General features: G+C 67.9%; 15 protein-coding genes and 2 tRNA genes. 10 read left to right on the top strand and 7 right to left on the bottom strand.

Going from position 1 to position 17,119, the window contains the following annotated elements; translation table 11 throughout:
* Positions 1-163: 163 nt before the first annotated feature.
* The 6 genes from KV110_RS09340 to KV110_RS09315 all read left to right on the top strand — a co-directional run bounded on the left by KV110_RS09340 (position 164) and on the right by KV110_RS09315 (position 8,525).
* A complete protein-coding gene (locus tag KV110_RS09340) occupies positions 164-1,063 on the top strand; it encodes a glycosyltransferase family 2 protein (RefSeq protein WP_218475160.1) in 900 nt (299 codons plus the stop codon).
* 91 nt (positions 1,064-1,154) lie between these two features.
* Positions 1,155-2,723, top strand: a complete 1,569-nt coding sequence (locus tag KV110_RS09335; RefSeq protein ID WP_218475158.1) for a 3' terminal RNA ribose 2'-O-methyltransferase Hen1 — start codon at positions 1,155-1,157, stop codon at positions 2,721-2,723.
* Positions 2,723-5,311 carry a polynucleotide kinase-phosphatase gene (locus KV110_RS09330; protein WP_218475156.1) on the top strand — a complete coding sequence of 863 codons (2,589 nt, stop codon included), beginning with the start codon at positions 2,723-2,725 and terminating at the stop codon, positions 5,309-5,311. The genes KV110_RS09335 and KV110_RS09330 overlap by 1 nt, the downstream gene beginning before the upstream one ends.
* Positions 5,312-5,498: 187 nt before the next feature.
* Positions 5,499-6,404 (top strand): glycosyltransferase family 2 protein, encoded by a 906-nt coding sequence (locus tag KV110_RS09325; RefSeq protein ID WP_218475154.1) that lies wholly within the window; start codon positions 5,499-5,501, stop codon positions 6,402-6,404.
* Between the two features lie 148 nt (positions 6,405-6,552).
* Positions 6,553-7,788, top strand: a complete 1,236-nt coding sequence (locus tag KV110_RS09320; RefSeq protein ID WP_218475152.1) for a serine hydrolase domain-containing protein — start codon at positions 6,553-6,555, stop codon at positions 7,786-7,788.
* Between the two features lie 92 nt (positions 7,789-7,880).
* A complete protein-coding gene (locus tag KV110_RS09315; RefSeq protein ID WP_218475151.1) occupies positions 7,881-8,525 on the top strand; it encodes a TetR/AcrR family transcriptional regulator in 645 nt (214 codons plus the stop codon).
* Between the two features lie 8 nt (positions 8,526-8,533).
* On the opposite strand, the gene KV110_RS09310 is transcribed toward KV110_RS09315, so the two are convergent.
* Positions 8,534-9,304, bottom strand: a complete 771-nt coding sequence (locus KV110_RS09310) for a trans-aconitate 2-methyltransferase (protein ID WP_218475149.1) — start codon at positions 9,302-9,304, stop codon at positions 8,534-8,536.
* Positions 9,305-9,640: 336 nt separating this feature from the next.
* On the opposite strand from KV110_RS09310, the gene hspQ reads away from it, so the two are divergent.
* The gene (hspQ, locus tag KV110_RS09305) at positions 9,641-9,874 is read left to right on the top strand and encodes a heat shock protein HspQ (protein ID WP_218475147.1); all 234 of its coding nucleotides are present in this window, start codon (positions 9,641-9,643) and stop codon (positions 9,872-9,874) included.
* 7 nt (positions 9,875-9,881) lie between these two features.
* Here hspQ and KV110_RS09300 read toward each other — a convergent pair whose 3' ends face one another.
* The 3 genes from KV110_RS09300 to KV110_RS09290 all read right to left on the bottom strand — a co-directional run bounded on the left by KV110_RS09300 (position 9,882) and on the right by KV110_RS09290 (position 10,573).
* The gene (locus KV110_RS09300) at positions 9,882-10,235 is read right to left on the bottom strand and encodes a hypothetical protein (protein ID WP_246634426.1); all 354 of its coding nucleotides are present in this window, start codon (positions 10,233-10,235) and stop codon (positions 9,882-9,884) included.
* Positions 10,236-10,379: 144 nt separating this feature from the next.
* Positions 10,380-10,453: transfer RNA gene (locus tag KV110_RS09295), tRNA-Pro, on the bottom strand.
* A gap of 46 nt (positions 10,454-10,499) precedes the next feature.
* A tRNA-Gly gene (locus tag KV110_RS09290) sits at positions 10,500-10,573 on the bottom strand.
* Between the two features lie 912 nt (positions 10,574-11,485).
* On the opposite strand from KV110_RS09290, the gene KV110_RS09285 reads away from it, so the two are divergent.
* Entirely contained in the window at positions 11,486-12,436 is a 951-nt protein-coding gene (locus KV110_RS09285; RefSeq protein ID WP_218475145.1) for a GGDEF domain-containing protein, read from the top strand.
* A gap of 25 nt (positions 12,437-12,461) precedes the next feature.
* On the opposite strand, the gene KV110_RS09280 is transcribed toward KV110_RS09285, so the two are convergent.
* Positions 12,462-13,274: an Fpg/Nei family DNA glycosylase gene (locus tag KV110_RS09280; protein ID WP_218475143.1), complete on the bottom strand. Its 813-nt coding sequence runs from the start codon at positions 13,272-13,274 to the stop codon at positions 12,462-12,464.
* 23 nt (positions 13,275-13,297) lie between these two features.
* The gene (locus KV110_RS09275; protein WP_218475141.1) at positions 13,298-13,771 is read right to left on the bottom strand and encodes a ribose-5-phosphate isomerase; all 474 of its coding nucleotides are present in this window, start codon (positions 13,769-13,771) and stop codon (positions 13,298-13,300) included.
* Between the two features lie 71 nt (positions 13,772-13,842).
* Here KV110_RS09275 and KV110_RS09270 point away from each other — a divergent pair, with 71 nt between their 5' ends.
* Entirely contained in the window at positions 13,843-14,913 is a 1,071-nt protein-coding gene (locus KV110_RS09270; RefSeq protein WP_246634425.1) for a M48 family metallopeptidase, read from the top strand.
* A 45-nt stretch (positions 14,914-14,958) separates the two neighbouring features.
* Here the strand turns inward: KV110_RS09270 and KV110_RS09265 are convergent, their stop codons facing one another.
* Complete coding sequence (locus tag KV110_RS09265; protein ID WP_218475139.1) at positions 14,959-15,606, bottom strand: mycothiol-dependent nitroreductase Rv2466c family protein; 648 nt, start codon at positions 15,604-15,606, stop codon at positions 14,959-14,961.
* Positions 15,607-15,785: 179 nt separating this feature from the next.
* Between KV110_RS09265 and KV110_RS09260 the strand changes: the two genes are divergently transcribed.
* On the top strand, positions 15,786-17,021 hold the full coding sequence (locus KV110_RS09260; RefSeq protein WP_218475137.1) for an NAD(P)/FAD-dependent oxidoreductase: 1,236 nt from the start codon (positions 15,786-15,788) through the stop codon (positions 17,019-17,021).
* Positions 17,022-17,119: the final 98 nt, after the last annotated feature.

The raw sequence follows: 17,119 nt of genomic DNA, 5'->3' as shown, positions 1-17,119 counted from the left end.
GCGGCGATACTCGACGTTTCCGCCGGTGGCGGGTGACACATTCGAGAAATATTGCGGCAAAGGGGAGTTCGCGAGTAAGTTCCTCGATGCCGTCGGGGCGGCACCAGTCCATGTGTCAGATCCGCTAGATAGCGTCCTCTCCGAGGGCCTAGGGGGAGTATCGATGTCGGCGTCGGCCGTATCCGCGCGTAAGCCCGAGCTCGTCTCGGTCATCATTCCGGTGTTCAACGGACTTCCCGAGTTGGACGAACAACTCGCCGCTTTGGCCGAACAGGACTACCCGGGGCCCTATGAGGTCTTGGTCAGCGACAACGGCTCCAGCGACGGCTTGGCCGAACACATCGACGGACATCCGCTCACCGAGGCGTTGCGGCTGCGCTACGTGGACAGCTCCGCAACGCAAGGGCCGTCGTATGCGCGCAACAACGGAGCAGCGCTCGCCGATGGCGACTTCCTCGCCTTCGTAGATCAAGACGATCGGGTGCATCCGGGCTGGCTCAGCGCGATGGTCCGGACCGCCGCCGACTACGACGCGGTGAGCGGCGCCGTCGAAGTGACCACGCTCAACAGCCCGGAAGTCGCCAGCTGGCGACCGGTGCCCGCTCCCGAGGACGGGTTCCCCACCCACTATCTGCCGTACGCGCACGGCAACAACGCGGGCTACTGGCGCACGGCCTTCGACAAGGTCGGCGGCTACGACGAAAGCCTTTTCGGCGGCGACGACGTGGACATCAGCTGGCGCATCCAGGAGGCCGGGCTGCGTTTGGGCCACTCCGCGGACGCGCTCGTCGCGTACCGGCTGCGCACGACTTATCGCGACACCTGGCGGCAGGCGCTCAACTACGGGCGCGGTGCCGTCGCCGTGTACGCCAAACATCGCTCCGTCGGCTGCCCTCGGCTGCCGTTCCAAGCGACGTGGTTCTCGATAGTGCTTGTGGTGCTGCACAATCCGTTCATCCGACTCACCCGGAATCGATTCCCGCGCGGTTTGTGGACGCTGCATGCGGGGGTGCTCGTCGGACGGATCCAGGGCAGCCTGCGCCACCGCGTCTACTACGGGTAACGGACCTGGGATGGCGCATTTTCGCCTGAGTTGCCTCGCCTGCGATGAAACTTCCTTGCGCTGGTTCCCGCGGCTGGGTGACGATCGCTGAATGCTCCTCACGATCACCTGCACGCCACCGGACGGCGCCGCCTGGCCGGCGACCGACCTCGGATTCTTGCTGCACAAGAATCCCGACCGGGTGCAGGCGTTCGAACAGTCCTACGGCACAGCGCATGTCGTGTACCCGGAGGCGACGGCCAGCCGATGCACCGCGGCACTGGTGCTCGAGGTCGATCCGATCCGGCTGGTGCGCGGACGTTCCCGTGGCACAGCGGATTTCAGCCTCGGCCAGTACGTCAACGATCGGCCGTACGCGGCGTCGTCGCTGTTGTCGGTAGCGATCGGGGCGGTGTTCCGCACCGCGCTGCACGGGCGCTGCACGCTGCGTCCGGAGCTGGCGCTGACGGCGCTGCCGTTGCGCATCGAACTGCCCGCGGTGCCGTGCAAGGGTGGGCCGGAGGTGGCAGAGCGGATGTTCGCGCCACTGGGATGGACGGTGCGCGCCACTCCCCTGCCGTTGGATCCGGCATTTCCGGACTGGGGCGACTCGCACCACCTGCGGCTCGTGTTGAGCGGCACCGTGCGACTGGCCGACGCGCTGTCGCACCTCTATGTTCTGCTGCCGGTGTTGGACGGGTCCAAGCACTACTGGCTGGCCGCGGATGAGGTCGACAAGCTGATCCGGGCGGGTGGCGGGTGGCTGGCCGAGCACCCGGAGCGGGGGTTGATCACGCGGCGGTATCTGGCTCGGCGGCAGTCGCTGGTGCGGACCGCGCTGGCTCGACTGGCCGAATTGGATGAGGTGGAGCCGGAGCAGTTGGACGCGGTGGAGGTGGATGCTACCGAGGCGGGTATCGACACAGCCTTCGCGACACCGGAAGTGACCGTTGCCGAGGACAGCGCTACCGGCACTGGTGGAGAAGTCGTCGGCGCGACCGATGGGCACGACGAAGTCGACACCACGTCGCGCACACCGTCTTTGGCGGTTACTCGACGGACCGCAGTGCTGGCGACACTGCATGAGGTCGGCGCGCGGCGGGTGCTCGATCTCGGCTGCGGCGAGGGCGTGCTACTGCGGGAGCTGCTGGCGGACAAGACATTCACCGAGATCGTCGGTGTGGACGTTTCGATGCGGGCGTTGCGCATCGCCGAACGCAAACTGCGGATCGACCGGCTGCCCGAACGGGTGGCGCAGCGGCTGACCCTGCGACAGGGCGCGCTCACCTACACCGACGCCCGGCTGCGCGGCTACGACGCGGCGGTGCTGATGGAGGTCATCGAACACATCGATTTGCCACGGCTGAGCGCGCTCGAGCACGCGGTGTTCGCGGCGGCCGCACCGGGCGCGGTGGTCGTCACGACGCCCAACGCGGAGTTCAATGGACAGTTCGAGAGATTGACGGCCGGTGCGTTCCGGCACGCCGACCATCGGTTCGAATGGACCCGTGCGGAATTCGCGGCGTGGGCCGACGCGGTGGCGGCCCGGAACGGATATTCCGTGCGGTTCGTGCCGATCGGCGTGCCCGATGCCGAGGTCGGGGCACCGACGCAAATGGCCGTGTTCACTAAGTCCGAATCGACCAGCACAGTGACATCGACAAGGGAAGGAGCGGCCTGATGGCGGAGCTTTCGGTACCCGAACTTTCCCTGGTGGTGTTGATCGGCAGCACCGGCTCGGGCAAGTCGACCTTCGCGCGCAAGCACTTCCGGTCGACCGCTGTGGTCTCCTCCGACGCCTGCCGCGGCGTCGTCAGCGACGACGAGAACGACCAGACGGCGACGCCGGAGGCGTTCGCGCTGCTGCACCACATCGCGGGCGTCCGGCTGCGGCGCGGACTGCGCACGGTCGTCGACGCGACCAACGTGCAGGCCAAGTCGCGACAGGAGCTCATCGCGGTGGCGCGGGCGCACGACGTGCTGCCGGTGGCAATCGTGCTCGATGTCCCGGATTCGGTGTGCCTGGAACGTAATTCGGCGCGCCCGGACCGGGCGTCCCTCGGCGCGCACGTGGTCGCCAGGCAGCAGCGCGAACTGCGGCGCAGCCTGCGCGGACTGGAGCGGGAGGGCTTCCGCAAGGTGTACGTGCTGCGCGGGGTGGCCGAGATCGAGGCCGCGACCATCGTCGACGAGAAGGCCTGGAACGACAAGCGAGAGCTCACCGGGCCGTTCGACGTGATCGGTGACGTGCACGGCTGCCGGGCCGAATTGGAAACGCTGCTCGGCGAACTCGGCTATGTCCTCGACCGCGACGACGCGGGGCGCGCGATCGGCGCGCGGCATCCGGCGGGCCGCACCGCGGTGTTCGTCGGCGACCTGGTCGACCGCGGTCCGGACACCCCCGGGGTGCTGCGGCTGGTGATGGGTATGGTGGCGGCGGGAACCGCGCTGTGCGTCACCGGGAATCACGAGAACAAGCTGGTGCGTGCCCTCGACGGCAAGCAGGTGCGGGTGGCGCACGGGCTGGCCGAGTCGCTGGCCCAGCTGGCAGCCGAGGACGAGGTCTTCCGCAAGGCGGCACACGAATTCTGTCGCGGCCTGGTCAGCCACTATGTACTCGACGGCGGCAAGCTCGTCGTCGCGCACGCTGGGCTGAAGGAGGAGTACCACGGCCGCGCGTCAGGGCGGGTGCGATCCTTCGCGATGTATGGCGAAACCACCGGGGAGACAGACGAATACGGCCTACCGGTGCGGTATCCGTGGGCCAATGACTATCGCGGCCGCGCGACGGTGCTGTACGGGCACACCCCGGTGCTCGACCTCCAGTGGGTGAACAACACGCTGTGCCTGGACACCGGTGTGGTGTTCGGCGGCAGGCTGTCCGCGCTGCGTTATCCGGAGCGTGAGCCGGTTTCGGTGGCGGCGGAAACGGTGTGGTACGAACCGGTGCGGCCATTGGCGGCTACTACCATCAGCACCGCCGAGGGCGTGGTGCACCGGGATCCCGGCGTGCTGGATCTGGATGACGTGATCGGCCGCCGCGTCGTGGAAACCCGCTATCACGGGCGAGTCGGTGTGCAGGAGGAAAACGCCTGCGCCGCACTGGAAGTGATGAGCCGGTTCGCGATCGATCCGCGCTGGCTGGTGTATCTGCCGCCGACCATGGCGCCGTGTGCGACCTCGGATCTGCCGGGGTATCTGGAACACCCGGCGGAGGCGTTCGCGTATTACCGCGCCGAGGGGGTCAACCAGCTCGTGTGCGAGGAAAAGCACATGGGCTCGCGGGCGGTGGTCCTGGTGGCCAGGTCCGCGCAGGCCGCCCGGGACCGATTCGGCGTCGAGGACGGCGGCACCGGGGTGATCTACACGCGCACCGGACGCCCGTTCTTCGACGATCCCGAGCACACCGAGGCCTTACTGGCTCGCCTGCGGGCGGCGGCCGACACCGCGGGGTTGTTCGACGAGCTACACAGCGATTGGCTGCTGCTCGACGCCGAGTTGATGCCGTGGTCGGCGAAGGCGATCGGTCTGTTGCGCAACCAGTACGCCGCCGTCGGCGCGGCGGCACGGTCGGCGCTCGGCGCCACCGCCGAGGTGCTTGCCGCGGCGGCGGAACGCGGACTGGATGTCGCCGACCTGGCTGGCCGCACCGGGAAGCGCAAGGACGATGCGGCGGCGTTCACGGCTGCCTATGGCCGCTATTGCTGGCCGGTCGATGGCATGGCCGGTCTTCGGCTCGCGCCGTTCCAGATCCTGGCTGCCGAGGGGGCGAATCACGCGGTCCGCGAGCATGATTGGCATCTGGCGTTGATCGATCGGCTGGTCGCGGCCGACACCGAGCTGTGTGCCCCGACGGGACGCATGTTCGTCGATCTGACCGACCCGGCCGGGACGGATGCGGCCACCAGGTGGTGGACCGAGCTCACCGCGGCGGGTGGTGAGGGCATGGTGGTCAAGCCACGGCAGGCACTGGTTCGGGGCGCACCGAAGGCCGAGGGCGCGACCGGCAGGCTGGTCCAGCCCGGCGTGAAATGCCGTGGGCCCGAATATCTCCGGATCATCTACGGTCCGGAATACCTGCGCGAGGCCAACCTGGACCGGCTGCGCAACCGCGGACTCGGGCGCAAACGATCGATGGCGTTGCGCGAGTACGCCCTTGGCCTGGAGGCGCTTGACCGGTTGGCCGCGGGCGAACCGCTGTGGCGGGTCCACGAAGCCGTTTTCGCAGTTCTCGCGCTGGAATCCGAACCGGTCGACCCCCGATTGTGACGCCGCACACACCAATCGGGGGGCTACCCTCCCCCCCAGAATTGGTGGGTAGCGAAATCAGCTGGGGCAGTGGGATTCTCATCGCCAGGCAGGACAGACAATCCACCCTGGCGCTCCGCTTGCCTGTTGGTCATCTGACCATTTATGGTGACGCCAACACGATTCATCATCTTGGGGGGAAGTGCCGATGTCGGCCTCTGCTGTCAACTCACCGATCAGAACGCCCGAATTAGTTTCGGTAATCATTCCGGTCTACAACGGGCTGCCAGATCTGGACGTGCAGTTGGCCGGGCTGGCCGAGCAGGACTACCAGGGCCCGTTCGAGGTGATCATCAGCGACAACGAGCCGAGCGCCACGCTGCGCGCGCACATCGACAGCCACCCCCTCGCCGATCGGCTGCGGCTGCGCTACCTCGACAGTTCGGACCGGCCGGGCGGCCCCTACGCCCGCAACAACGGCGCCGCCGCGGCATCGGGTGACTTCCTCGTCTTCACCGACCAGGACGACCGCGCGCACCCCGGCTGGCTCAGCGCACTGGTCCGGGCCGCCGCCGACTACGACGCGGTCGGCGGGGCACTGGAGAACACGACACTGAACAGCCCAGAGGTCGCGACCTGGCGTCCCGTGCCGCCACCGGAGATCGGCTTCCCCACCCACTATCTGCCGTTCGCGCACGGCAACAACGCGGGCTACTGGCGCGCCGCCTTCGAGAAGATCGGCGGCTTCGACGAAAGCCTCGATCCCGGCGAGGACATGGACATTTCGTGGCGCGTCCAGCAGGCGGGCCTGACCCTCGGCCACGTGCCGGACGCGATGATGGCCTATCGCTTGCGCTCGACCCATCAGGCGGTGTGGAAGCAAGCGGTGGTCTACGGGCACGCCGCGACCAATGTGTTCGTCAAGCACGCTCCGCTCGGCTGCCCTCGGCCGCCACTGAGCGAGACCTGGACGCGATTCGCGATCGTGGTGCGGCACAACCCGTGGATTCGGCTGACCAGGAATCGGATTCCGCGCGGGCAGTGGCTGCTGCATACCGGCGTGCTGGTCGGGCGGATACAGGCCAGTTTCCGGCACCGCAAGTTCTATTTGTAACTCCGCACAGCTCACGACTCCGGACGACGGCAACTGTCCCAGACCCATTGCACGCGGTAACTGACACACGTTACCGTGGGTGTTAGCAAGCTGCTTGCAACTGTTACCGCGGCGGCTTGCTTGGCGTTCTGGACATAGGAGTCTGACCATGCCGTTAGCGAGCCCAGACGGCGCGCCCGGCGCCGTGCACATGCTCATCGACGACCGCTTCACCGCCGTGGCCGCGAAGTTCTTCGCCATGTTCCGGCGCAAGCGGCAGGGTGGCGGCGCCTTCGCGGTCTACTTGAACGGCGCTCCGGTGCTCGACATCTGGGCGGGCTGGGCGGACAGCGACCGACGGTGGCGGGCCGACACCATGGCGCTGTCGTATTCGACCGGCAAGGGCGTCGCCGCGACGGTCGCGCACCGGCTCGCCGAACGCGGCGTGCTCGACTACGACGCACCGGTGGCGACCTACTGGCCCGAGTTCGCGGCGAATGGCAAGGCGGACATCACCGTTCGCGACGTGCTGAACCATCGGGCCGGACTGCAGCGCACCCGCGGCCTGCTCGACGACCCGGCGGATCTGCTCGACCACGATGCCATGGCCGCCGCCATCGCCGCCTCCGCACCCGATCCGCTGCGGTTGCGCGCGTCCGGGTACCACGGCCTCACCTTCGGCACCCTCGTCGCGGAGATCGCGCAGCGGGCGACCGGGCGCGGCTTCCCCGAGGTGGTGCGGACCGAGCTCGCGGAACCGCTGGGCGACAACGACTTCTGGTTCGGCGTCGCACCGCACCAGCGCCACCGGCTGGCCAAGCTGTCGCCGCGGCTCGGCATCGCGCGGGTGCCGTTCGACCGGATGATCGCGCCGTTCGCCTCGTTGCGGGCGGTGCACTCGGCACGCGGCGCGGTCTACGACGGCTGGGCCGATATGACCCTCGGCCAGCAGCCCTATGACGCGATGATGCCTGGCTGGAACGGTGTTTTCACCGCGCGGTCATTGGCCAAGATGTACGGCGCCATCGCCAACGACGGCATGGTCGGTCATCGCCGCCTGCTGCGGCCGGAGACCACCCGCTTGATCGCGCAGATGCCGCCGAACGGCCGGTTCGACTATGTGCTCGGCGCCGCACCGCATTTCGCGCTCGGCTACCACCGCGGGATCGTCGGCACCCGGCTGACCCGGCGGGCGTTGGGGCACTTCGGTATCGGCGGTTCGGGTGCTCTCGCCATGCCGGGACTCGGGCTTTCGGTGGCCTTTGTCACCAATCACCTGGGCAACCACGCGATGTCACTGGGCGATGCGCGGCTGCCGGTGCTTGCCGCGCTCTCCCAGCGGGCCGCCAGAGGGGTGAAAGATACCGGCGGACTGCCGGATACGCTCGACGTCGCGGTCGGCTGAGGCGTCAGCTCTCCGTTCGAGCTCGCACCTGCCGCCTGCGCGGTTGTTCGCGGGCCGGCGACCGTTTGTCGCCAGTGAGTACGATCGACCGTATGGAAAGTGATCCCGACGCCGCGCTGCTCACCCGGCGCCAGCCCGCCGAGATCACCGACAAACGCCTGCTCCGCGGGGCGAAGACGCGGCAGACGGTGCTGCGGCACGCGGTCGACATCGCCTCGCTCGACGGGCTGGCGGGATTGAGCTTCGGCGGGCTCGCCACCGAGGCGGGATTGAGCAAGGCGGGCATCCAGACGCTGTTCAAGACGAAGGAAGCCTTGCAATTGGCTGCCATCGACTACGCACGTGAGATGTTCGTCGAGGCGGTGATCGAACCGGCCCGGCCCGCGCCGCAGGGCGTCGCCCGGCTGCGGGCGCTGGTCGAGAGCTGGCTGGCCTATGCCGAGGGTCCACTGTTCGCCGGTGGCTGCTTCTGGGTCGCGAACGCACCGGAGCAGGACAGCAGACCAGGGCCGGTGCGCGACGCGGTATTCCGCGACCGGCGGGCCTGGGTGCACACGCTCGAACGGGAACTGCGGCACGCGGTGACGGCAGGCGAAATCGCCGAACTCGACGCGGGACTCGCCGCGTTCCAGATCGACGCCGTGCTCTGCGCGACCAATACTGCGCTGCGCATCGGAGACGAGGAAGCCATGCACCGAGCACGTCGCATTGTCGAGAGTTTCCTTACTCCACCCTGACATTCGCCTCAGGCTGAAGGCTTGTTGGCGACCGCGAAAATACGGCGGAACGGGAACCAGGTGGTGCCGTCGGACCTGGCCGGATACGCGACGCGCAGGCGGGGCGCGAGCTCGGTGCGGAATTCGCGCCAGTCCTCGTCGTCCAAGGCGGCACGGATCGGACGCAGCGCGGTGCCGGTCACCCATTCCAGCACCGGGTCCGGTCCCGAAAGCCGTTGCAGGTAGGTGGTTTCCCAGACGTCGACGGCGATGTCGTCGACCGCGAGCACCGTCGCGTACTCGGCGGGCGTGGGAACGGCGTCGGCGCTGCGCAGCGCGATCTCGGCCAGCTCGGACCGCCAGCGTGGCTCGGTGGCCAGCGCGCGGATTTCCCGGTGCGACGGTGCGTCGAAGTTGCCGGGCACCTGCATGGCGAACCAGGCGCCGGCGGGCAGGGCGGGAAGCCACTCGGCGAGCAGCGCCAGGTGGTCCGGAACCCATTGCAGGACAGCGTTGCAGACGACCACGTCGGTCTCGGGGTCCGGCTGCCAGTCATGGACGTCGAGGACTCGGGCGGCGATCCCTCGCTGCTTGGCCTCCTGCACCATCTCCGGGGAGGAGTCGAGCGCGTCCAGATGGGCACCGGGCCATCGGTCGGCGAGCACGCCGGTGAGGTTGCCCGGTCCACAGCCCAAATCGACTACGCGGCGTGGTTTCTCGGCATCGATGCGGGCGATGAGCTCGAAGAACGGGCGTGCTCGGTGGTCGGCGAAGTCGAGATACTTCTTCGGATCCCACATAACGAAACCCTCCTGTTAAACAGTACGCGCGTACTTAGTACGATTGTACTGTAAGGCGATGGAATGCGGCGGCGGCTTTCGCACCCCTAAGCAAACCGCCCAGTTTGCGCCGACCGATGTCGGGTAGTCAGTAAGCCAGCACCCACGGCAGGTGCCGCTCCGATTTCGTTGCCGCGCAGGAAAGGGATGGTCGCCGACCCGATCGACGGCCGATAATGGTGGCCGTTCCGGCACGGCGGCCGCTACCGCCGGGCGGATCAGGCTCGGCATTCGCTCATCAAATGTTGTTGCGCGCGAGCCAGATACAGTGACCTGTATCGGAAAGGTGCGTGAATCATGACGCAAGCCAAATTCGGCATCGGCGATCGAGTCCGCCACGTGTCCCTCGGCCGCTACGGCGTCGTCGTCGGTGTCGACACGGAGTACTCACCGGCGCACGACGCCAACGACCTCAGCCTCAACCCGGACGTGCGCGACAGCCCGTGGTATCGAGTGACGATGGAGGACGACGAGCAGGGCGAGTCGGTCGACACCTACCTGTCCGAAGCCCAGCTGGACGCCGAGAGCTGAGCGAGGGCTACGCACGCTCCGCTCGGGGGCGTAGGGCGTAGGCAGGCACCAGCTGGTCCCGGACCAGTAGATCCGGGCGACCGTCCGCGTACTGCACGCTGAAGGTCACCCGGCCGAGCCAATCACCCGCCACCGTCGGCACCCAGTGCGTCAGCGTCCCTGGTCGCTCACCGTGCATGATCACCCCGGCTCCATTGGTGTGCTTCGGCGTGCCGGGATCACGAATCACGATGGCATCCAACCGAACCCACACCGGTTTCGGCGGGTAGGTGGCCGTCCGGTAGTAGTGGCCCAGCGCGTTCGGATACGTCAGCTCCGGCTCCGTGCCCTCAGTCCGCGGCAGCCCGTCTGTCGAACCCATGTTCGAATGGTAGCGACTGGTCGGTATCCAGCAACCAGGTGCCCACACCAACTCGCCGACCGATTCCAGCGCCCAGCCGGCCATTCCCACCGGGAGTCGCCGGGGCTCAGCCCGCTGACCTGCGCCAGTCGAGCCTGTTCATTGTCGGGGTGACAGGATTTGAACCTGCGACCCTCCGCTCCCAAAGCGGATGCGCTACCAAGCTGCGCTACACCCCGTTGTTCCTCGCGGCGGTATCGACCGCCGCCGAGGCTGAATTCCGTGTGGAGCGGGTGACGGGAATCGAACCCGCACCATCAGCTTGGAAGGCTGAGGTTCTACCATTGAACTACACCCGCAGGCATACGACATCGATGGGATCGCCACGATGTCGTGTGCGTCCCGACTGTACCGAACCCTGCTTCGCAAATGCCAATCAGCCCCCCGCGCAGCGGGATAGCGCAGGTGTGGTTCGGTCGTCAACGCAACGCCCGAACGGGGGTCTCGCACGCCAGCCGCCCCGGTCAGGGCGTGGCGCGCGAGTCAGAACTAAATGAAATTAAAAGGGTTCTGTTCCTGGATACTCGGGCGTGTCGGACTGGAAGCGGGGAGCATATGGAACGCGTGACGACTCCTGTCGGGGGGAGCCGTGGCCCACGGGGTGGCCACCAGTCACGCCCGACCGGTCGCGGAGAGGATGCCACCCATGGGGACATCACGACTCACCGCCACAGCGCTAGCAAGAATTTGCGCTGTGCCGCCGACCGCCGGGCGTGCTGTGGGCAGGCAAAACCGGCACCACACCCCTACCGGGCCGAAGACTCGCGCATTCTCGGCTACTCACACCGCTACTTCGGCACCGCGACCAGGCAGGCGGCTCATCGGCCCGCCCGCACGGCCACACGGCGCCGAGGTATCGCGAGTGGCCGTGCGGACCCGCCCGGCGCGCCGTCACAGCGTGTCGCCAGTGCGTCCTGGCGCGACTTCTCAGCGAACGAAATCCTGGTGTAACGCCAGCGCGATTGCAGCGATCACATACCCGATCGCCATTCGCGAGGGATCGAGAACACGTTGTAAAACAGCGTTTTTCGATGCCGGGTGGCTTGCTAGGATCCTTTTTGCCGGACGGGGGTATCTGGAAAGGGGGCGGTGAGCGTGCGCCGAGCGAGGTGGACACAACCGCGTAGCAGTGCGAACGATCGGGGTGACGTCGGCACCTGTGTCAGCACAGGGCTTCTGGGTACCGACGCCACCTGCGTCGGGTGAGTTCGATGTCGATGGATATCGAGCCCCCCGTCGCCGCGATGGCCCGCGCCTGGGCCCGCGCGGTGTGCGCCGAGCCGGGTTCCGGCGCGGCGCCCCATCAGCTGGAACCGGTACTGATCGAAATCGTCGAGCGCCTGCTCACGCTGGCCAGGTCCGAGCCGTTCCCGGTGCCCGAGGCACGGATGCTCGGCGCCAGGCTCGCCGAGGCGCCGTTCGACCGCATCCGGATGCTGGCGCAGGCCACCAGGTGGCTGCTCGGCTTCCCCTCCGGCGCGCCCGGCTCGCTGGTCGCCACCCGCTGGCCGTTCGTCGCGAGCCAGGCGATCGACAGCTATGCCCAGGCGTTGCAGGAACGCGCGCTGGCGCAGCAGGAGCAGAACCTTTCGGCCAAGGTGTCGCTACGCGTACAGGAGATCGCCGCGCTGCAACACCGGCTGCGGCACGAGGCGACCCACGACGCGCTCACCGATCTGGCCAACCGGACGCTGCTGCAGGATCGGGTGCGGCTGATGTCGACCGATCCGAACCGCGGCGTCGGGCTGCTGCTGATCGACCTGGACCGGTTCAAGCAGATCAACGACGGCTACGGGCACGCGATCGGCGACGAGGTGCTCGTCGAGTTGGCCAACCGGCTGCGTGAGGTGTGCCCGCCGGACACGGTGATCTGCCGGTACGGCGGCGACGAATTCGTGCTCGCGGTGAACCCGCCGCACAACACGCTCGGCGATCTCGCCCATCGGATCGTGTCCGCACTACGCGACCCGGTGTGGTCGACCGCGGGCCCGGTGCCGGTCTCGGCGAGCGTCGGCACCGCCTACTGCCCGCCGGGCAGCGAGTGCGACTTCAGCGATCTGCTACGCCGCGCCGACCGCGCGATGTACTCGGCGAAGACGGCGGGCGGACGACGGTTCGCGCTGGCCGACGAACCGGAGATCGATACGGCCGTCGCAGGCTGAGTACTGCGACGGCGGCCCCGCACCCCTAGTCCGGCTGACAGGTGGGGCACCAGAAGAGGTTTCGCGCCTCCATCACGGCATAGGCGATCGGCGTGCCGCACAGACGGCACAGCGATCCTTGCCGGCGGTACACGTAGGTGCGGGGACGATCCGGCGCGTACGACGGCTCACCGTGGTCGTCCTCGGGCCGGATGACGACGATCTTGCCGACCCGCACGCTCACCTTCATCAGCGCCACCAGATCGGCCCACATCTCGCCCCATTCGTCGGCCGAGACCGCGGTGCCCGGCCGGTAAGGCGAAATCTGGTGCCGGAAAAGCACTTCCGCGCGGTAGATGTTGCCGACTCCGGCGACCACCCGCTGATCCATCAGCAGTGAGCCGATCGGCCTGCTCGAACGGCGAATGCGCTGCCAGGCGCGATCGGGATCGGCACCGCGCCGCAACGGGTCGGGGCCGAGCCGTTCGGTCAGCGCGAAAACCTCTGGCTCGAGCAGAACTTCGCAGGCGGTGGGGCCGCGCAGATCGGTGCCGAAGCCGGGGCGCCCGTTCGGCATTCCGATCATCCGCATCCGCACCTGCCCGACCGGCTCGCCCATCGGCAGCTCCGACTCGGAGAACTTCCCGTACAGGCCGAGGTGCACGTGCACGACCAGACCCGACTCGTAGTGGTGCAGCAGATGTTTGCCCAGCGCCTCGGCCCGGGTCAGGACCTGCCCGTCTACCAGGGCGGCCCCGGCGGCGAACTTGCCCTGCGGGCTGTACACGCGCACCACACCGCCCGCGAGCCGCCGCTGGTGCAGCTTCGCGAGACGGTGCAGCGTAGGTCCTTCAGGCACAGCGGGTTACGACCTCTGGTAACTCAGTAGGCGGGCACAGCCGGTGCGGTGCCGGTCTTCTCGTACTCCGCCAGGATGTCGATGCGCCGCTGGTGGCGCTCTTCCTCCGACCACGGGGTGGAGACGAACGCGTCGACGATGGCCAGCGCCTCCTCGGTGGAGTGCATACGGCCGCCGATCCCGGCGAGCTGGGCGTTGTTGTGCTGGCGGGCCAGCTTGGCGGTCTCCACGCTCCAGGTCAGGGCGCAGCGGGCGCCGGGCACCTTGTTCGCGGCGATCTGCTCACCGTTGCCGCTGCCGCCGAAGACCAGCCCGAGGCTGCCCGGGTCGGCGACGGTGCGGCGGGCCGCCTCGATGCAGAAGGCCGGGTAGTCGTCGAGCGCGTCGTATTCGAGGGCGCCGCAATCGACGACCTCGTGGCCCGCCTTTTCCAGATGATCTTTGACGTGATTCTTGAGTTCGAAACCGGCATGGTCGGCACCGAGGTATACGCGCATGGCAGGCATTCTGTCAGGCCGGACTCCGGAGCCGCCGCTCCCCTCCCCCGCGACTGAATAGAGTTCATTCCATGCAGCCGCACGAACCCCAGCCCCATCAGACGGGCCCGCACGCCGACCCGTATGCCCCGGCCGGGTGGGCGCAGGCGCAGGACGCGCCCTACGGCTCGCCGCCGCCCTACCCCGTTCCGCCGTCCTATGGGCCCTATCCCGGCGCTCCGGTCCCGCCCGCGCTGCCGCCGCAGCAGCAGCCACGCGGACTGTCGCCGTTCGGCATGCCCGCCCGGCACAGCTGGGAGATCCCGATGCTCATCGTGGTCATCATGCTGACCGTCTTCGCGTACGCGATCGCGCTGCTGCTCCTGGCGACGGGCAACTTCGACCAGTACGTGCTGCTGCTGGTGTTCGCGCCGGTGCTCATCTGGCTCGGCCGCGGTGTCCTCTACGCGACGCAGCGGGTGAACGGCGTGAAGATGTCGCCGACCCAGTTCCCCGAGGGGCACCGGATGGTGGTCGAGGCGGCCGCGCGGTTCGGCATGGCCAAGGTGCCGGACGCCTACGTGGTGCTCGGTAACGGCCAGATCAACGCGTTCGCCAGCGGGCACGGCTTCCGCCGCTACGTCGCGGTATACAGCGATCTGTTCGAGATCGGCGGTGCGGCACGGGAACCCGACGCGCTGGCGTTCATCATCGGCCACGAGGTCGGCCATATCGCGGCGGGTCATGCCTCGTACTGGCGCCAGCTCGGCATGTTTCTGGTGCCGTTCCTGCCGATCATCGGCAACTCGTTGATCCGCGCGCAGGAGTACACCGCCGACAACCACGGCTTCTGCAACCGCCACACCGGCGCGCCCGCGGCTATGGGCACGCTGGCCGCTGGCAAGTACATGAACACCCTGGTCGGCTTCGACGAGATGGCCGATCGGGCGGCGATGGAGAAGGGGTTCTTCGTCTGGTTGGTCAACGCCATGTCCTCGCACCCGGTGCTGACCTGGCGCATGTGGGCGCTGCGCGACCGCAGCAGGCATGGCAGGCTGTGGTGGCGGCCGAGCCCGCCCGCGGCCGCCGGGATGGTTCCTACCGGCGGATATCCGAGTTCTTACGGGCAGACTCCGGCGCTGCCGCCGAAATCCGTTCCGTAGCAAGGGTGGTGCGAGTGCCGAGGACCGCTCGGCACTCGCGCGCGCTCAGTCGAACTCCGGATCCTCGGTGCGGGTGCGCTTGAGCTCGTAGAAGTGCGGGTAGTCGGCCAGCGTCACCGCGGCGTCCCACAGCTTGCCCGCCTGTTCGCCGCGCGGGATCCGGGACAGCACCGGGCCGAAGAACGCGGTGCCGTTGATGTGGATCGTCGGCGTGCCCACGTCGGGGCCGACCTTGTCCATGCCCTCGTGGTGGCTCTTGCGCAGCGCCTCGTCGTAATCGGTGCTGTCGGCGGCCTTCGCCAGCTCGGCGGGCAGGCCGACCTCGGCGAGCGAATCGGCGATCACCGCGGCAAGGGATTCCTTGCGCGAGTCCCGCTCGTACTCGGCGCGCCGATTGTGGATGCGGGTGCCCATCGCGGTGTAGAGGGGCAGCAGCACCTTATCGCCGTGCTCCTGCGCCGCGGCGATGGCCACGCGCACCGGGCCCCAGCCGGTGGCCAGCAGTTCCTCGTACTGCGGCGGCAGACCCTCTTTGTTTTCGTTCAGCACCGACAGGCTCATCACGTGGAAGCGTGCCTCGATGTCGCGCACCTGCTCGACCTCGAGGATCCAGCGGGAGGTGATCCAGCACCAGGGGCACAGCGGGTCGAACCAGAAATCGGCAACATCTTTCGCGGAGCCTTTGTCACTCACGGCGGGTCCTCTCGAATCGCATGCTCGACGCGCGGCGCACACCCCGCCGCTTTATCGAAGCAACCACGGCGGGCGCCGATTCGTTCCCGGCTGTGCCCGCCGTTTTCCAGAGATCCGACCACGGGTCCAGTTAGGGTTTATCTCCAGGAGTCCGGTTCCCTCTCGACAAGGAGTCCGCCATGAGTTCGGATCAGCGGTTCGTCATCGTCGGCGGCGGGCTCGCCGCGGCCAAGCTGGCGGAAGCCTTGCGTGCCAATGACTTTCCCGGGACCGTGCTGCTGCTCGGAGCGGAGGAATGGCTGCCCTACGAGCGACCGCCGTTGTCCAAGGAGCATCTCGCGGGCAAGAAGCAGCTCGTCGATTTCACCACCGCTCCTGGCCAGTGGTACCGCGATCATCGGGTGGAGGTCAGGCTCGGCACCACGGTCGAGGGACTGGACCCGGCGGAGAAGACGATCACGTTGCCGGACGGTTCCACGGTCTCCTACGACAAGCTGGCACTCGCCACCGGTTCGTCCCCGCGCACCCTGTCGATCCCCGGCGCGGACGCGCCAAACGTGTACACGCTGCGCACCATCGAGGATTCCGACACCCTGATCGAATTCTTCGCGAGCGCCGCGCAGCGCATCGTGATCATCGGGGCAGGCTGGATCGGCTTGGAGGTCGCGGCGGCGGCGCGCGCCGCGGGGGTCGAGGTGACCATCGTCGAGACCGCGGAACAACCGCTGCTCGGGGCGCTCGGGCCGGAAATGGGCGAGGTGTTCGCCGAACTACATCGGTCGCATGGTGTCGATCTGCGGTTGGGCGCCGAGGTCGCCGAGATCACCACGCAGGAGGCGATCGCCACCTCGCTCGCGAACGGGGTGAAGCTCGCCGACGACAGCGTCATCGAGGCCGAGGCGGTGCTGATCGCGGTCGGTGCCCGCCCCAATATCGAGCTGGCCGCCGACGCCGGGCTCGACGTCGACGACGGGGTGCTCGTCGACGAACATCTGACCACCAGCGACCCGGACATCGTCGCCGTCGGCGATATCGCCGAACAGCAGCATCCGGTGCTCGACCGCCGAATTCGGGTGGAGCACTGGGCAAACGCGCTCAACCAGCCCACCGTCGCCGCGGCGACGATGCTCGGTAAGGAGGCCAGCTACGACCGGCTGCCCTACTTCTTCACCGACCAGTACGACCTGGGCATGGAGTACACCGGGTACGCGGCGCCCGGCGAATACGACCGAGTGGTGACTCGCGGCGATGTGGCGGCCCGCGAGTTCGTCGCGTTCTGGCTCGACTCGGACAACCGGGTGCTCGCCGGCATGAACGTGAACGTGTGGGACGTGACCGATCGGATCAAGGAGCTGATCCTGTCCGGTGAGCCGGTCGATCCGGACGCATTGGCCGACACCTCGAAGCCACTGTGATGCAGCCCACTTCGATCTCCGGCAGGATACGTCGAAACGGCACGCTCGGTTCCGACCTCACCGTGCAAGCGCCATGTGGGCGCACCGATCGGCGACCG

It is taken from the genome of Nocardia iowensis (genome assembly GCF_019222765.1).
Taxonomy (GTDB): Bacteria; Actinomycetota; Actinomycetes; order Mycobacteriales; family Mycobacteriaceae; genus Nocardia; species Nocardia iowensis.
This window is presented reverse-complemented; position numbering and strand designations above follow the sequence as displayed.

Excerpts from the sequence above, each read along its gene's own strand:
- KV110_RS09340 (WP_218475160.1), top strand. The coding sequence starts at position 164 with ATGTCGGCGTCGGCCGTATCCGCGCGTAAGCCCGAGCTCGTCTCGGTC.
- KV110_RS09335 (WP_218475158.1), top strand. The coding sequence starts at position 1,155 with ATGCTCCTCACGATCACCTGCACGCCACCGGACGGCGCCGCCTGGCCG.
- KV110_RS09330 (WP_218475156.1), top strand. The coding sequence starts at position 2,723 with ATGGCGGAGCTTTCGGTACCCGAACTTTCCCTGGTGGTGTTGATCGGC.
- KV110_RS09325 (WP_218475154.1), top strand. The coding sequence starts at position 5,499 with ATGTCGGCCTCTGCTGTCAACTCACCGATCAGAACGCCCGAATTAGTT.
- KV110_RS09320 (WP_218475152.1), top strand. The coding sequence starts at position 6,553 with ATGCCGTTAGCGAGCCCAGACGGCGCGCCCGGCGCCGTGCACATGCTC.
- KV110_RS09315 (WP_218475151.1), top strand. The coding sequence starts at position 7,881 with ATGGAAAGTGATCCCGACGCCGCGCTGCTCACCCGGCGCCAGCCCGCC.
- KV110_RS09310 (WP_218475149.1), bottom strand. The coding sequence starts at position 9,304 with ATGTGGGATCCGAAGAAGTATCTCGACTTCGCCGACCACCGAGCACGC.
- hspQ (WP_218475147.1), top strand. The coding sequence starts at position 9,641 with ATGACGCAAGCCAAATTCGGCATCGGCGATCGAGTCCGCCACGTGTCC.
- KV110_RS09300 (WP_246634426.1), bottom strand. The coding sequence starts at position 10,235 with ATGGGTTCGACAGACGGGCTGCCGCGGACTGAGGGCACGGAGCCGGAG.
- KV110_RS09285 (WP_218475145.1), top strand. The coding sequence starts at position 11,486 with ATGTCGATGGATATCGAGCCCCCCGTCGCCGCGATGGCCCGCGCCTGG.
- KV110_RS09275 (WP_218475141.1), bottom strand. The coding sequence starts at position 13,771 with ATGCGCGTATACCTCGGTGCCGACCATGCCGGTTTCGAACTCAAGAAT.
- KV110_RS09270 (WP_246634425.1), top strand. The coding sequence starts at position 13,843 with ATGCAGCCGCACGAACCCCAGCCCCATCAGACGGGCCCGCACGCCGAC.
- KV110_RS09260 (WP_218475137.1), top strand. The coding sequence starts at position 15,786 with ATGAGTTCGGATCAGCGGTTCGTCATCGTCGGCGGCGGGCTCGCCGCG.